Origin of the sequence: Cytobacillus sp., from assembly GCF_964223445.1 — a bacterium.
GTDB lineage: Bacteria > Bacillota > Bacilli > Bacillales > Cytobacillaceae > Cytobacillus.
Genome location: NZ_CAXQGS010000127.1, coordinates 19,983 through 35,256 on the forward strand (window position 1 = coordinate 19,983; position 15,274 = coordinate 35,256).

Annotated in this window: 18 protein-coding genes; 2 read left to right on the forward strand and 16 right to left on the reverse strand. The window is 45.1% G+C overall.

Going from position 1 to position 15,274, the window contains the following annotated elements; translation table 11 throughout:
- Window positions 1-67: 67 nt before the first annotated feature.
- Both ACEQ1T_RS21395 and ACEQ1T_RS21400 read right to left on the reverse strand, forming a co-directional pair.
- Entirely contained in the window at window positions 68-1,534 is a 1,467-nt protein-coding gene (locus ACEQ1T_RS21395; protein WP_370224662.1) for a SulP family inorganic anion transporter, read from the reverse strand.
- Between the two features lie 226 nt (window positions 1,535-1,760).
- The gene (locus ACEQ1T_RS21400) at window positions 1,761-2,144 is read right to left on the reverse strand and encodes a VOC family protein (protein ID WP_370224663.1); all 384 of its coding nucleotides are present in this window, start codon (window positions 2,142-2,144) and stop codon (window positions 1,761-1,763) included.
- Window positions 2,145-2,257: 113 nt separating this feature from the next.
- Here ACEQ1T_RS21400 and ACEQ1T_RS21405 point away from each other — a divergent pair, with 113 nt between their 5' ends.
- Both ACEQ1T_RS21405 and ACEQ1T_RS21410 read left to right on the forward strand, forming a co-directional pair.
- Window positions 2,258-2,746, forward strand: a complete 489-nt coding sequence (locus tag ACEQ1T_RS21405) for an 8-oxo-dGTP diphosphatase (RefSeq protein ID WP_370224664.1) — start codon at window positions 2,258-2,260, stop codon at window positions 2,744-2,746.
- A gap of 16 nt (window positions 2,747-2,762) precedes the next feature.
- On the forward strand, window positions 2,763-3,323 hold the full coding sequence (locus ACEQ1T_RS21410; protein WP_370224665.1) for a GNAT family N-acetyltransferase: 561 nt from the start codon (window positions 2,763-2,765) through the stop codon (window positions 3,321-3,323).
- A 25-nt stretch (window positions 3,324-3,348) separates the two neighbouring features.
- On the opposite strand, the gene ACEQ1T_RS21415 is transcribed toward ACEQ1T_RS21410, so the two are convergent.
- The 14 genes from ACEQ1T_RS21415 to ACEQ1T_RS21480 all read right to left on the reverse strand — a co-directional run bounded on the left by ACEQ1T_RS21415 (window position 3,349) and on the right by ACEQ1T_RS21480 (window position 15,188).
- Entirely contained in the window at window positions 3,349-3,969 is a 621-nt protein-coding gene (locus ACEQ1T_RS21415; RefSeq protein WP_370224667.1) for a histidine phosphatase family protein, read from the reverse strand.
- Window positions 3,966-4,685 carry an ATP-binding protein gene (locus tag ACEQ1T_RS21420; protein WP_206845467.1) on the reverse strand — a complete coding sequence of 240 codons (720 nt, stop codon included), beginning with the start codon at window positions 4,683-4,685 and terminating at the stop codon, window positions 3,966-3,968. The genes ACEQ1T_RS21415 and ACEQ1T_RS21420 overlap by 4 nt, the downstream gene beginning before the upstream one ends.
- Window positions 4,682-5,176 carry an ECF transporter S component gene (locus ACEQ1T_RS21425; protein WP_370224669.1) on the reverse strand — a complete coding sequence of 165 codons (495 nt, stop codon included), beginning with the start codon at window positions 5,174-5,176 and terminating at the stop codon, window positions 4,682-4,684. Before ACEQ1T_RS21425 ends, ACEQ1T_RS21420 begins: the two co-directional genes overlap by 4 nt.
- A complete protein-coding gene (locus ACEQ1T_RS21430; RefSeq protein ID WP_370224670.1) occupies window positions 5,173-5,760 on the reverse strand; it encodes a cob(I)yrinic acid a,c-diamide adenosyltransferase in 588 nt (195 codons plus the stop codon). The genes ACEQ1T_RS21425 and ACEQ1T_RS21430 overlap by 4 nt, the downstream gene beginning before the upstream one ends.
- A gap of 15 nt (window positions 5,761-5,775) precedes the next feature.
- Window positions 5,776-6,201 carry a bifunctional adenosylcobinamide kinase/adenosylcobinamide-phosphate guanylyltransferase gene (locus tag ACEQ1T_RS21435; RefSeq protein ID WP_206845473.1) on the reverse strand — a complete coding sequence of 142 codons (426 nt, stop codon included), beginning with the start codon at window positions 6,199-6,201 and terminating at the stop codon, window positions 5,776-5,778.
- Window positions 6,153-6,770, reverse strand: coding sequence for a histidine phosphatase family protein (locus ACEQ1T_RS21440; RefSeq protein ID WP_370224672.1), 618 nt, complete (start codon window positions 6,768-6,770; stop codon window positions 6,153-6,155). The genes ACEQ1T_RS21435 and ACEQ1T_RS21440 overlap by 49 nt, the downstream gene beginning before the upstream one ends.
- Window positions 6,728-7,519, reverse strand: coding sequence for an adenosylcobinamide-GDP ribazoletransferase (cobS, locus tag ACEQ1T_RS21445; RefSeq protein WP_370224674.1), 792 nt, complete (start codon window positions 7,517-7,519; stop codon window positions 6,728-6,730). The genes ACEQ1T_RS21440 and cobS overlap by 43 nt, the downstream gene beginning before the upstream one ends.
- A complete protein-coding gene (locus ACEQ1T_RS21450; protein WP_370224676.1) occupies window positions 7,506-9,029 on the reverse strand; it encodes a cobyric acid synthase in 1,524 nt (507 codons plus the stop codon). Before ACEQ1T_RS21450 ends, cobS begins: the two co-directional genes overlap by 14 nt.
- Window positions 9,026-9,601, reverse strand: coding sequence for a bifunctional adenosylcobinamide kinase/adenosylcobinamide-phosphate guanylyltransferase (locus tag ACEQ1T_RS21455; RefSeq protein WP_370224677.1), 576 nt, complete (start codon window positions 9,599-9,601; stop codon window positions 9,026-9,028). Before ACEQ1T_RS21455 ends, ACEQ1T_RS21450 begins: the two co-directional genes overlap by 4 nt.
- Window positions 9,583-10,659: a threonine-phosphate decarboxylase CobD gene (gene cobD / locus ACEQ1T_RS21460; RefSeq protein WP_370224678.1), complete on the reverse strand. Its 1,077-nt coding sequence runs from the start codon at window positions 10,657-10,659 to the stop codon at window positions 9,583-9,585. The genes ACEQ1T_RS21455 and cobD overlap by 19 nt, the downstream gene beginning before the upstream one ends.
- Window positions 10,634-11,599 carry an adenosylcobinamide-phosphate synthase CbiB gene (gene cbiB, locus ACEQ1T_RS21465; RefSeq protein WP_370224680.1) on the reverse strand — a complete coding sequence of 322 codons (966 nt, stop codon included), beginning with the start codon at window positions 11,597-11,599 and terminating at the stop codon, window positions 10,634-10,636. The genes cobD and cbiB overlap by 26 nt, the downstream gene beginning before the upstream one ends.
- Entirely contained in the window at window positions 11,596-13,068 is a 1,473-nt protein-coding gene (locus tag ACEQ1T_RS21470; protein ID WP_206845491.1) for an adenosylcobinamide amidohydrolase, read from the reverse strand. Before ACEQ1T_RS21470 ends, cbiB begins: the two co-directional genes overlap by 4 nt.
- 127 nt (window positions 13,069-13,195) lie before the next feature.
- On the reverse strand, window positions 13,196-14,248 hold the full coding sequence (locus ACEQ1T_RS21475; RefSeq protein ID WP_370224681.1) for a FecCD family ABC transporter permease: 1,053 nt from the start codon (window positions 14,246-14,248) through the stop codon (window positions 13,196-13,198).
- Window positions 14,214-15,188, reverse strand: a complete 975-nt coding sequence (locus ACEQ1T_RS21480; RefSeq protein ID WP_206845496.1) for an ABC transporter substrate-binding protein — start codon at window positions 15,186-15,188, stop codon at window positions 14,214-14,216. Before ACEQ1T_RS21480 ends, ACEQ1T_RS21475 begins: the two co-directional genes overlap by 35 nt.
- Window positions 15,189-15,274: the final 86 nt, after the last annotated feature.

The following is a 15,274-nucleotide window of genomic DNA, read 5'->3' on the forward strand; positions in this document are numbered from 1 at the left end:
ACCCCTAACATATTCTTATAAAAAAAATACCACAGTCAAAGCTGACTGTGGTATTCATTCCAGTTTTTTAATGGCCGGAAAATTTCGCACCAGGTTTGCGGTGAACGGCCAAACGCTCAATCAAGTTCGAGCTTGGCGCGTTTAATCCTGATAGGCGTACCAGCACACCGTTGTCACGAAGCTTTATTACAATCTTATCTATGGCAGCGACACCTGAGTCATCCCATACATGCGCCTGTGTAAAATCAATTTCAACTTCTTTTAATTCTTCATTAAAGTCGAATGCTGCTACAAGTTCATCTACAGAAGCAAAGAAAACCTGGCCTGTTACAGCGTATATTTTCTTATCTCCTTCAATTCGTGATGCAACATGCACTTTCGAAATTTTAGCAACAAAGAAGATCGCACTTAGGATGATCCCCGCGAAAACTCCTTTGGATAAGTCATGAGTGAAAACAGTTGTAACAGTCGTTGTAACCATAACAATCGAATCTGTGACAGGCGTCTTAGCAAGTCCCTTAATGGATGACCAATCAAAAGTACCGATCGAAACCATGATCATAACACCGACTAATGCAGCCATCGGTATTTGAACGACAATATTTCCTAATACTAAAATCAGAAACATAAGGAATGTCCCGGCTACCAAAGCAGACAGTCTTCCTCTTCCGCCAGACTTCACATTTATGACAGACTGTCCAATCATGGCACAGCCTGCCATTCCGCCGAATAGACCTGCCACGATATTCGCAATCCCCTGTCCGCGGCTTTCCATATTCTTATCACTGGCCGTATCGGTCATGTCATCAACAATGGATGCAGTCAGCAAAGATTCAAGCAAGCCCACGATCGCAAGGGCAATAGAGTACGGGAAAATAATCTTCAGAGTCTCAAGGTTAAATGGAACATCCGGTATAAAGAATGCCGGAAGAGCTGATGTTATAGCCCCCATGTCGCCAACAGTGCGCACATCACTCTTTGTCATGATGGCAATGATCGTAATAACAATAATAGCCACCAGAGGAGATGGCACTGCTTTAGTGAATCTTGGGAAAATATAAATAATCGCCAATGCACCCGCAACCATCGCATACATTACCCATGTAGCATCTACAAACTGTTCAAGCTGCGCCATAAAAATCAATATAGCCAGTGCATTAACAAACCCAATCATAACTGCACGCGGAATGAATTTCATAAAGCGGGCCAGCTTCAGCACACCAAATAAGATCTGCAGAACTCCCGTCAAAATGGTCGCAGCAAATAAATACTGCAGTCCGTGATCAGCTACTAATGTAACCATTAATAACGCCATCGCACCAGTTGCAGCAGAAATCATCCCAGGCCTTCCGCCAACTATTGAAATGGTTACAGCAATACAGAAAGAAGCATACAATCCAACCATTGGATCGACACCAGCAATAATCGAGAATGCAATCGCCTCAGGAATCAGCGCCAATGCCACTACGATTCCAGCAAGAATGTCTCCCTTAACATTGCCAAACCATTGTTCTTTTTTTGATAAAACTTTCAAATAAACACCTCTTTATTAATAGATTTATAGTAATGACTTTGAACTCTCATCAAAGTCGGGCCGACAAAAACATATAGAATCATAACACATTTACTTATATTTACAAACCCTTATGTAAGCGCTAAAAACACTTAAAATCTATGTTTTTCTTTTGAAATCAACAGATTACTATGCATATAAACAATAAACTCCAAAAAAAAAATGACCCTGGAGCAGAGTCATTAAATTATCCAATAGGCGAACAAACCTCAATATAATGCCCATCCGGGTCTTGCACATATGCCACTTTCTGGCCCCAAGGCTTTTCAACAGGCTCGAGCAGGACAGGGACTCCGGCGGCCTTTAGCTTTTCAACTGCCGCTTCTACCTCTTCTGTAACAAAACCCAGCTCAAATGTCTGCTCCTTTCTTAATCCATCCGGTATCGGAAGCCCGGTGACTTCCCGCCCGCCTTCTCTCGTATTAAAAGAAAGAATGGTGCTGCCTGTATCGTACTCAATATAAGTTCCAAATTCATTCCTAAGCTTCAGACCCAGCAATTCACCATAAAAATGCTTCGTTCTTTCCAGGCTTTCCGCATATAGAATGACATACCCCATCTTCAATTCCACTTATGTTCACCTCTTCAATAATTCTATTCATTATATGATTTCAATAAAGGAGGTATTTTCTCCTTTTAAAAGAATGTATAAACTTTGGAAATATTCATGATAGAGGTGCAGCAATGAACTGGAAAGAAATCGAACATCAGATGTACACGATGTGCATGGTTGCAGACGGAGATCAGATCCTTCTCATAAAGCGGCCCAATCATAAAGGCTTCCCTGGCTATCTGGCACCAGGAGGAAAAGTAGAGTTTCCCGAGAGCATTACGGACGCAGCGAAACGCGAAGTGCTTGAGGAGACAGGGCTGCACGTCAAGAATGTTATTTTTAAAGGCTGGGATGAGTACGTAAATCCCCAGGCGAATGTCCGCTACATGGTATTTAACTATCTGGCAGATTCCTATGAAGGAAGCCTTCTTGCGGATCCTCCAGAAGGAGAACTGCAATGGGTTTCAAGACAAAATGCATTGGACCTTCCCATGCAGGATTGGTTCAAGCGAAAGCTGCCGCTTTTTTTCGAAGAAGGGACTTTTGAGATCCATTCCATTTGGGATGAAGAGCACAACACAGAAGGAACGAGCATGACAAGGGTTTTTACTAAGATTTAATGGAGGAGTACCTTCTATGAACAAGGATACAGCCCTAAAGGTGAAGATTCGTCCCATACAAGAAGAGGATTTGACTATATTATGGGACTATATTTACGGAACAGACAACCCTGAGTGGAAAAAATGGGATGCTCCCTATTTTCCTCTTGAGCATAAAGTCTTTGAAACGTATAAACAGGAATTTCTCCAAAAGGCAGAAGAACATCCGCCTCGCAGCATGGTAATTGAAGCGTCTGAAAAGGTAATCGGTATTGTGGGATACTACTGGGAGCATCGAGATTCAAATTGGCTTGAAGCAGGAATTGTGATTTACGACCCCGAGTATTGGAATGGCGGGTATGGAACGGAAGCACTTACTCTTTGGGTGGACTTTCTATTTTCGTCTCTTCCGCTTGCCCGGGTAGGCATTACCACCTGGTCAGGCAACAAAAGAATGATGAAAGCCGCTGATAAGATTGGCATGCAGCTTGAAGGAAGAATGCGGAAATGCCGGATTGTAAATGGGAAGTATTATGACAGTATCCGGATGGGCGTTCTGAGGGAAGAATGGGAAGAAAAGTACATTAGTAAAAAATAGGCTCGTTTATTAACGAGCCTGAGCCTTATTCGCAGTGAGCCATGCATCCTTCTAAGAGGAATTCCTTTTTATCCTGATCAACTTGCAGGATGGTCAGGCTGGTTCCATGAATGAAGGGCGGGTCCCAAATGCGTTCGACAGCAGCATTGCGGCAAAGCATATACAGAGCTTTGACAGCAACTGCATGGGTAACAATTAGCACACTGCCTTCTGATAAGGTGTTTTGCAGGTCTTCCAGAAAGGAAGCAACACGGTTTGCCACATCGTAAAAGCTTTCTCCTCCTGCACTTTCATAGGACTCCGGCCGGTTCCAATAGGCATCGAAGGCAGCAGGATAAAGCTCCCTTATTTCACTTTCCACTCTTCCCTGCCAATCGCCAAGATCTATTTCCATAAGCCTTTCATCTGTGTCGATAGGAATCTCCCTTGTTCCTCTTACAAGCTGGGCTGTATGTAAAGTCCGTTTGCTCGGTGAAGAGATTATACGCTTAAATTCTATATCCTCTACTCTCTCCCCCAGCAGCTTCGCATCACGTCTGCCTTTCTCCGTTAAATCAGAGTCCAGGCGCCCCTGCATTCTTTTCTCTTTGTTCCATTCCGTTTCACCGTGCCGGATGATATATAAGGTCAGCATCCCTTTTTTCATGCCCTTCTTTTCAGTATATGAAAATAACTTCCTGCCAGCTTCCTGATTTCTTCCGATTTCGCTTCGGAAAAAACGGCTATAAAGCAAGTCGATGGACCTGATGATTTTTCCAGGTCTAATTCTGATTCAAGATTCTTAACCTCAAACTTCCTATTGGAGAACAGCCCGTTCAGCTCGGTCAGTATGCCTTTTGAACCTACAGGAAGCGTCTCAATTTCTTCAATGGAGTTGATTATTTTAAAAAGCTTCAGGGGTGCTGCCTCCGCCTCCCTTTCAATCAGCTCCTGGCCAACCAATGGGGAACCGATAACCGCTATCCTTGTATCATTTGTATACGTTAGGTTCTCAGAAGGAAGCGCTCCCTGCCTTTTACCAAGTACAGATAACCCTACCGCAGATTGAAGCAGGTTAAAATTGCTTTCTGTACTGCCGGTGATTTGCAGTTCCGTAAGGCCTAATTCATCGGCCCCCTTCTTAATGCCCCGTATAAGCTGGTCCCAGGAATCATCTCCGCAGAAATTCTGAATGGCAGCTGCAAATGGCTGAGCACCTGCTGACATACATTCCATGACAGCGACTCGGAAGGAATAATACGAAACGGTTTCGTAAGGAACCTGGACAGCGTCCTGTTCTTTCTCACCGATTGCTCCGCTGTTATCACTTGCTATCACAATCATTTCTTCAGAATTAAAAGGGAAGGTTAAGACATCCCTCACTGCTCAGCACCCGCTTTGGTCATAGCCGGGCCCACAAGCTTGACAAGTCTCGGTATCGCTATATAAGCAATAACAGCATTTATCACAGAGCCTATAAAAAGAGAAGGCACAATTGCCAGGTAAAAGGCCTGGCCCATTAAAAAGATAAATGGAAGCGGAGCTGCAAAGGCATTGCCCAACACAAAAAGAATTCCCGCCAGCCAGTGCCGGCCTCTCTGATACAATGAACTGAAAATAAAGGCTAACAGTGCCATTTCAACAGCAATCAGGAGATGAAGAGGCCCTAATGGCATGCCGCCCAATAACGACGACAGCAGATGCCCGATAGCCGCAACGGCCGCACCGCCATAGCCTCCAAGCAGCACGGCTGCAAGCAAGGCAGGAAATGCATCCAGTGCCACGCTACCGATAATGGCCGGAACTTTAATCGCTGCACCGATTGCTGTCAACGCAACAAGCATGGCTGCCATGCCCAATCGCATGCTTTTCATTCTTTATCCTCCTTGCGCTTTCCTTCACGGAATACATTGGCACTGCGCACATACTCCACATCTTTCTGGTTTAGACGGAAATTAACCACTCTGGCCAGGGCAAAGAAATAGTCAGATAAACGATTCAGGAATTTCAGTGCCACTGCAGAGGTTTCCGGATCCGCTTTTTTTAGTGAGACCACGAGCCGCTCTGCTCTCCGGGTTACAGTCCTGGCAATATGAATGGATGCAGATGCAGGTGCTCCTCCGGGCAGAATGAACCTTTCAAGCTTTGGTGCTTCCTCAATCAATTGATCAATCTTAGTCTCCAAATAGTCTACAGATTCCTTCGTCAATTTCAGCTCCCGCTTTGTTGACACATTTGCAAGGTCGCCGCCACAGTCAAAAAGTTCATGCTGGATCTTCTCCAGATCCTCCAGGACATCCTGAAAAATGAACGGATCCAGCTGTGTCATAGCCTGCCCGACAAAACAGTTGACTTCATCCACTGTTCCGTAGGCTTCAACCCGTACATCATCCTTTTCCACCCTGCCTCCGATAATGCTTGTTTTTCCCTCATCACCAGTTCGTGTATAAAGTTTCATCAGCAATTCCCCATTTCATTTTATTTTTTGACTGATGCCATACCAAATCAAATCAACTCTGTCTGCAGCAGCAGCGGCATCCTGAAAGGTCCAGCCTGACGCATCCCGCCACTTTCGGTCAGCTGCTTCCATAGGAACAATGCCTTTTGAAATATCAGATCCGATTAAAACGATCCTTCGATTGACAGCTGTTTTTTCCCACTCCTGCCATTTTGCCAGCATCTCCTGCCATTTGTCCCGAATCTCTTCAAACTCCAGCGCTTGTGACCATTCCCGAATCATCAGTTCGATTCCCTCATAGACGATTAGATTTTGATCCAAATCGCCGGCCAACTCACCATGATAAGCTGAAATCCATTTATGAGGAGTATCATCCAATTGATAAAATCCCTTCACCCATCGGGATTTCCCGTTAAAGGCGCCTCCTGTAATGAAGTGCATCTCTCTCCCCTCCTAAACTCTTCCCGTGTCCATCTAAGCTCATAGCCTCTTCCAAACGGAACTTGCCATTCCCAGAACTCTTTTTTCTCCGGTGCATACTTTTCAAGAAGGTATCTTATGACTCCGCCATGTGTAATAACTGCGGCATCGCGTATATCCTTCCGAAGCAATTGATCGGTTAAATTCTGCCACCCTTTATCCACTCTTGCTGTAAATGCTGAAAAGGATTCCCCTCCGGGCACCACTTCTGAGAAAGGATTTTCCAGCCATTTTTGATAAGCCGGGTTATCTTTCAGCTCTTGATACGTCCTGCCTTCCCACTCGCCAAAATGCATTTCTCTCCATTCGGGACATGATTCAATAGAATGATCCGGGAAAAGAATAGCCGCCGTCTTCATGCACCTGCCTAAATCACTCGCGAAAATTCTGCAATAGTATTGAGGCGCCGCGGCAAGCTTCTCCCTATGTTCCTGACACAAAGGAGAATCTGTCCAGCCCAGATAAGCATGGGACTTATTGGCTTCTGTCAGCCCATGACGAAATAATGCAACAGCCACAGTATCATCCATAAAAGCACCTCCGTCCCTTCCACACTGGCCCCAAGTACATCCCCTGTCATTCCGCCAAACCAGGCAATGACTTTCCTTGATAAAAATGCGAATAACAATATTGAAAAAAGAACCATGATAAGAAACCCAACAATGGTCGGGTAACCTGCCAGCACGGCAGCTGCCGCGGCGGCCAGAAGGAAGATAGGGTAAATAGTTAAGGTGGTTTTCGAAGCAGCCTGCTGAAATAATGAGCCCAGCCCCTCTGTTTTGGCTGCCTTAACTTTTATCAGCAATACCCCCATTACCATCTTGCTTAAAAAAGGAATCACTGTGATTAAAAAATAGGAATATGGATTTGATAAAAGGACAATTTCATAGATAAATAGAAAACGGGTACTCATCAATACGATGATGGACAGCACACCGAACGCCCCCACTCGGGGATCACTCATGATTTCCAGCCGCCTCTCCTGATCCCGATAGGAGAAGAACGCATCGCTCGCATCCATCCACCCATCAAGATGAATCCCGCCGGTCAGCAAAATGCCGGCCAGCCAGACGGCAAAAGCCGCAGCCAGGATTGAAAAAGGAGTCCATTCCAGAAAAGCATAGAGAATAAATGCGTATATGCTCCCCTGAATGAGGCCGGCTATAGGGAAGGTTCTGATTGCCTTCTCCAAGTGAGGCTTATCCATGGGCAGAGAAATTGGAATGGGAATGCTTGTGAAAAATTGAAGGTTGATCAATAATCCTTTAAGCCATTTCATTCTGTTTTCTCCAGCTAAAGGCGATTTCCTTTAATTTTCCCCAATCAAGATGCTGAATAATATTTTCCGCCAGTTCGTTGTATTTCCTATCCTTCAGGGCTTTTATTCGGACAGGCTCCTTACTTGGAATGCCTTTTTGTTTTCTCAGGGAATTAAGCCACGCACCCCTCCATTCATCATTATGGAAGATGTGGTGCATATACGTCCCTACCAGACGGCCTTCATTTCCATAGAATCCATCTTCTTCGCCATTTTGAAGCAGAAGAAGGCGATTGCCTTCAAAGTCTTTTTCAAGAAATGTTTCACCTAAATGTATTTCATATCCATCCAAGATTTCTTTTACGGGAACGTTCATACTTGAATGCAGACTGCCCTTCACCTGCACGGTCTTCTTGCGTTCATGAAAAATGGTATCTGCCGGTATTAAATTCAAGCCTTTTTCCTTTTCATTAGGATTACCGGTATCAGAACCCGCCATATCGATTAATCTCCTGCCGAGCATCTGGTATCCTCCGCAAATGCCGGCAATAGAACCTCCATCGGCAGCATAGCGCACAATCCAGTCCGCCAGACCTTTTTCCTTGAAATAGCGCAAATCGCGAATCGTGCTCTTTGTGCCGGGAATGATCACCGCATCAGGCGAGCCAGCCTCTGATAGATGTCTTACCCATCTAATGTTAACGTCATCTTCATAGTAAAACGGATCGATGTCACTAAAGTTTGAAATAAATGGCGGCCGCAGCACTGCAATATCCAGAATACCTCCTCCAGCTCTTGGAGCAGCAAACTGAATGGATAGGGAATCCTCTGCATCGATCATATGGTTATCCAAGTAAGGCAGAACGCCAAGGACAGGGATGCCCGTCTTTTCCTCAATCCAGCGGATGCCATCCTCAAACAGCGTGATATCTCCGCGGAATTTATTAATAATAATGCCCGCAACCCGCTGCCTTTCCTGTTTGGTGAAAAGCTCCAGGGTTCCAACAATGCTGGCAAAAACACCGCCCCTGTCAATATCAGCAACCAGGATGACCGGCACATCCGCCATTTCGGCGACTTTCATATTCACAAGCTCTTTATCTTTTAAATTAATTTCAACAGGGCTGCCAGCACCCTCTATCACAAGCAGCTCGTATTGAGCATCAAGCAGGCTCAGTGCCTCTCTGATGGTCTCCAGTCCCTTTTCATAATAGGTTTCCCGATAGCTTCTTCCTGATAGGGAATTGACTGCTTTTCCAAGGAGAATGACCTCCGCATTCTGAGCGGATTGCGGCTTAAGGAGAATGGGATTCATCCAGACAGCAGCTTCAGTTCTTGCCGCTTCAGCCTGAATGCCCTGTGCCCTGCCGATTTCATTTCCATCCTTTGTCACGTATGAATTATTAGACATATTCTGGGATTTAAAAGGAGCCGTGCGGAAACCTTCATTGGAGAAGGCCCGGCAAAGAGCCGTAGCAATCAGGCTTTTGCCGGCATCGGATGAAGTCCCCTGAATCATTATTCCTTTCATTCCGGTTCCCCTTTCATTTGTATGGGGATGCCAGCTTCAACAAGATAGGCTTCATCAGCCATACCTACTATATTCCTGTGAAGCGTCCCAAGTATTTTTGAATAGGTAATCACCAGTTCATTTTTGCCAATTGGCTCATTCAAGACTTCGTTGCTGACAACGATCAAGTACCTGCAATTTTTACGGATTTCAGTGATGGCCCTGAGAATATCAAATGACAGACTTTCCTGGAATTCTCTGTTCCGCCAATCGTCTTCCGCTCTAAAAAGTTCATTATTCAAGAGAGTAGTCAAGCAATCGAAAAGAACAATATCCTGATTATTAAAGTTTCCCGAGATCTCTTCAAGTTCGGAAGGCTTCTCCCAGGTTGTCCAGCTCAAACCGCTCTTTTCGCGGTAATCCTGGTGCCTCTGAATCCGTGCCTCCATCTCGGGATCGTATGCTTTTCCTGCAGCAATATAATGAAGCTTTCCTTCCGACTTCATTGCCAGCCCCGCAGCAGTCCTCTCTGCAAAGGAGCTCTTTCCGCTCCGCACTCCACCGGAGATAAAAATCAGCGATCCTCCCGCCATTGCCGCATCGCCTCCATCAGCACATCATTGTCTTTCGGCCCTTTAATCGCAAAGCGCAGCCATCTTCCTTCCAGGCCAAGGAAATTCATTGTGTGCCTTGGGATAATTCCTTTCTCAAGCAAAAATTGAAAGAGAGGCAGCTGCATATCAAGTTTCGGATCTCTTAACAAATAGAAATTAACTGAAGAAGGAGAAACCTCAAAATCAAATTGCTGATAAAATTGAACCAGCCGCTCTCTCTCCTGCCGTATCAAATTCTTTGTCAGCCTGACATGCTCTTTGCTGTCCAGACACCATTCTCCTGCTTTTAAAGCAAGAGCATTTACGCTCCAGTGCGGTTTCAGAGCATTCGCTCTTTCAATTAACCCCTCACTTCCCATCATGTATCCAAGGCGCAGGCCCGGTATAGAAAACATCTTTGTCATGGAGCGCAGCACCACAACATTCGAATCCTTTCCTATGAAAGGAACAATAGATTGATAGTCGCAGGCAAAGTCATAAAAAGCTTCATCCATAATAAGCAGGCAGCTGTGGATATGACACTTCTCAATCAATTCCTTCACAATGGAAGATGGGTAAAAAATACCTGTCGGATTATTCGGGTTACAGAAGAAAACAACATCAGCGGCTCTTAGCTTTTCAGATAGCGCTTCTATATTGAGATTCCAGGCCCCAGGCTCCAGCTGATGATAGGAGACTTTACAATGATTCACGCGGCAGGCCTCTTCATATTCCGAAAAAGCCGGCTGAATAATCAGCACCCTTTTTCCGGCTATCATCCGGCCAATCAGGGTGATTAGCTCGGCGCCTCCATTTCCCACCAAAATCTGTGTTTCTTTTATTCCCTCTGCAGCCGCCAATTTGCTTTTTAATAGAGTAGAATGGGGATCCGGATAATCGCTAATAAATTGAAATAAGTTTCCCCATCCTTCTTTTAATTCGCGGGGAGGGCCAAGGGGATTGATATTGGCACTGAAATCAATTCGCTCCTCGGGCATTGGTTTATCGATTGCTTTATATAAATATTGCGGGTTAGATCCATGTGAAGGCCAAATCAAGGAGCATCCCTCCTGTCCATAATAAAAGCAAGAATAAGAAAACCGTCTTGTTCATAATCGAAATGGTTTTTATGATATGTTCTTTTTCAAGCTGCACCATCGGCTTTCCCATCGTTGCACGGTTTGAGATTACACCCTTATAAAAATTGATTCCTCCAAGCTGAACCCCCAGAAGGGCTGCAACAGCTGCTTCGCCCCAGCCGCTATTTGGGCTCGGGTGCTTTGGTGCATCTCTTAATAGAACTCTCCATACTTCCCCATATGAAGAATGCCCCGGGTTTTGTGTAAGCATGATGCAAACCGATGTCAGCCGGCTCGGGATCCAGTTCGCGATATCATCCACTTTGGCGGATGCCCATCCAAAATTCATATATCTATCATTTCTATGGCCAACCATTGAATCGCATGTATTAATGGCCCTGTAGATAAGGGCCATTGGAGCACCTCCAATCAAGGCCCAGAATAATGGAGCTGTAATGCCATCACTGGTGTTTTCAGCCACTGTCTCCACGGCAGCCCTGACAATGCCTGGCTCATCCAATCGATCTGTATCCCTGCCGACAATGTATGAAAGCTTCAGTCTTGCTTCTTCCATATCTCCTTCTGCCAGAGGCTCATACACCTCCAGTGCTGCATCTTTTAAACTCTTTTGTGCAATGGCTGTGAAGATAAAAATGCCCTCTGCCAGAATGCCGGCAATCGGGTGAATTCCATAGAAGAGGCGGATGATTAAAAAAGTTATTCCTCCTGCAGCCAGCAGGACTATAAAAAGCATGATAATCCCATTTAATTTTCTAAAACGCCCTTTATTAAGGCCTTGTTCAAGTTTATGTATCAGGGCACCCATCCATCTGACCGGATGCGGCCAGTTTGGCGGGTCTCCTATCAGCTTATCTATTATGCAGGCAAAGGATAGGGCAAGCAGGTGATTTAAAATCATCTCTTTATCCTTCTTTGCGATTTTTTTATCGCCTCTACAGTACATTCGTAGACACCTTTTCCGATCACTTTGCCTAGCGGTGTAATGGTACCCGCATACTCGAGGTTTTCTCCCTGCTGTGTGGCCGCAATCATAATACTGTCTGTCGATGTTCCGGTCGCAATCGTCCCTGTGACTGCATCCTTTACTTTCTGATCATATAAGGCTCTTGTCTTTGCCTCGGTTGCAGTCATAATGCATTGGATAAAGGATTCCTCTGTCAGATTGCCATTAACGAAAATCCATGTATTGATTGTACCCGGAGTCAGATGATAAGAATGTGCTTCACTTTTCGAGGCATCAACAGCATTGCCGACACCTGCTGTCACGACCACATACACAGAAAAGGTTCCCTCTTCATAAAATTTACTGCTATGATCTTCAACATATACAGCGGTCATCATCCCCACGGTTTCCCCGGGTTCAAAGCCAATCTCCCGGACAAAATCCGCCATCTCCGCCCGATGATCACTGCAATCATAATTCTTGCTCACATGCCGGTTTAGAAATATGCGATTCCAGCCGGTGCCAGATCCGGTTACACCTGATGACATGGTTTTCAGCGGAAATGGGGAACAAATGACAAGTAAGTCGTCCTTTACCTCAAGACTGGATTGATCAATTCGATTCACTGATTGACTTTCCGCCTGAGAGCGCTGGGGCACCAGCACCATCTGAGGGGCCGGGACTCTTGGATGCGGAAGCTTCTCAATCTTCGTCCTATAGACCTCGCGTATTCTGCTTTCTTTTAAAACCTCATTGGGTATGTGGTTAATATTGACTTCGCCATTCTCCAGCAGCAATAGGCGGTCACAATACAGGCCAGCCAAATTCAAATCATGAAAAATGGAAATGACCGTCAGCCCGCAGTCCTTTGACCATACAGAAAGGAGATCAAGCAATTCTTTTTGATAGGATAAATCAAGATGGTTAGTCGGCTCATCCAGCAATAATATTTCCGGCTCCTGGGCAAGGGCCTGGGCTAAAAACACCCTTTGTCTTTCGCCGCCGGATAATTGCTGTATATCATAATCCCGAAAATGGGAAATGCCTGTCTGCTCCATGACCCGATTGACCGCTTCTTCATCTTTGCCGGACCAGCTCTGGAACCACCCCTTTTGATGGGCATACCGCCCGAGAGAAACCGTTTCTTTTACGGTATAAGAAAAGGCCTGAGAGGAGTGCTGCGGCAGAACAGCAATAATTTTTGCAAGCTCTTTCGGTGTATACTGTGAAAGGTTCTTTCCTTTGATCAGTATATCTCCTGACTTATGAGGCAGAATTCCGCTCAGCATCTTTAGAATCGTGGTCTTGCCGCTTCCATTCGGCCCCAATATTCCGAAAAGCTCCCCTTTTTCTACTTCAAAGCTGATATTTTTCACAACCGGTGTACCGGCATATCCGCCAGTAACCTGATGAACGCTAAGCATGATTAACCACTTCTTTCTGAACTAAGATATGCCTTCAGAACAAGCAGAAACGTTTGTTCCAGCGAAGAAAATCCCGGAAGCCATCCCCTTGAATGGGTGGACGCTTATACTGGACAGTAATCGAAGTTCAAAGTTTATTCTTTCTTTTAATTAAAATAATGGCAAACGCAGGTGCACCGATGATCGCTGTAATCACACCGATTGGAAGCTCGGTAGGTGCAATGATTGTCCGTGAAACCAGATCGGCAATAATAAGAAAACCTGCACCCATAAGAATCGATAGCGGCAATAGGTGCCTATGATCCGGTCCCCATAACAGCCTGGTCAGATGAGGGATCACTAGCCCGACAAACCCTATCGTTCCAGACACAGCTACAGCCGCACCCGTTAAGACGGAGCCAGCTACCAGGACCATCATCTTTCTCTTCTGAACGTCCACCCCTATATGCTGGGCCTTTTCCTCTCCGAAGCTCATGGCATTCAGCTCTTTACTGTTCACTAACAGAAGGATGGCACCTATTACAAAAAACGGAAGGATAATGTTAATATACGCCCAGCCTCTCATGGATACACTGCCAAGAAGCCAGCCAATAATCTGTCTAAGCTCCTCTCCAGTAAGGGCTATCATTAGGGAAATTAGAGCGCCAAGAAAAGAACTGAAGATAATGCCTGTTAAAATAATCGTTTCCACTTTCATGGATCTTTCAATCTTTCTGGCAAATAGCAGAACGGCAAAAATGGTTAAAAAGGAAAACAAAATGCTGAATAACGGCAGCGTAAACATTCCTGCAAACGGAATGGATAAGCCTAAGAATAATGTTAAAACAGCACCGAGTGAAGCCCCGGACGAAACCCCAATTGTATATGGATCTGCCAGCGGATTTCTTAATAAACCTTGAAAGGCGGCTCCCGCAATTGCAAGAGACGCCCCTACTAGGCCAGCCAGCAATACGCGCGGCAGGCGAATATTCATAATGATATTTGAATGCATAGCATCCGTGTTTTCCAACGAAATAAAAGGAAATAGCTCAGCGCTTATTACTCTGATAATCGTCATGGGGTGAACAGACACTGTTCCAATTGATATCCCCATCAGCATGGCAAAAAGCAGGAAAGCCGCTGCTGTTATATAAGCTAAAAATTTATTATTTAAATACGTCCGGATATACTGCTTTTGCAAGTTCCTCGACTCCTTCAATAATACGAGGGCCAGAGCGGGTTACCATATCGGAATCAACATCGGCAACCTGCTTATTTTTCACTGCGGTTATATCCTGCCAGCCATCCCTGCCCATTACATTGCCGACAGCATCTTCAGTGTAATAGCCATGAGTTGTGATGATTACATCCGGATTCCGTTCGATAATCGCTTCCGGATCCATTTTTGGCCATCCTTCTTCCGTAATGATATTTTCTGCATTGATGGCACTTAGCATTTCGTCCATAAATGTTTTTGTACCTGCTGTATAGATTTCAGGAGCAGGTGAAACTTCCACGAATACGGATTTACGGTCTTCTTCTTTTATGCCCTGAGCTTTTGTTTTGATTTCCTCGAGCTTGCTTTTCATGTCTGAAACAAGCTGCTCTGCTTTATCTTTCTCTCCCGCTGCGGTTCCAACCATTTCAATGGATTCAAAAACCTGATCAAAGCTCTTCGCATCATTGACAACAAGGACGGTCACACCTGCATCCCTTAATTGCTGAAGACCAGCTTCGGAATTATGTGCGCTTGAAGCATGAGCAAGGACAAGATCCGGATTTAAAGAAATAATTTTCTCTACATTAAATTCCATGCCGCCAATCTTTTCTTTTTCTGTGGCTTCGGGCGGGTAATTATCAAAATCGGAGACACCGACAACTTCTTCTCCAAGCCCCAATTCAAAAGCAATTTCGGTGTTGCTTGGAATCATGGACACGATTCTTTCAGGCTTGGATTCAATGGTTATTTCATTATCAAGAGCATCCTTTATTGTTACAGGAAAAGCAGCTTCTTCCCCGCCGGCATTCTGCCCTTCCTCAACCTTGTTCTCTTCTTTAGGCTGTTCAGCACTCTCGCCGCAGCCTGCAAGCACTCCTGCAGCCAGAAGCAACGTTAATAAAAATGCATAAAACTTTTTCATACTCAGCAATCCTCCTAGAACTTTCGACAAAATTCGGGCGGTGCCTGTCACCACCTATAAAATAAAAAAACATCCCCTCGAACGGC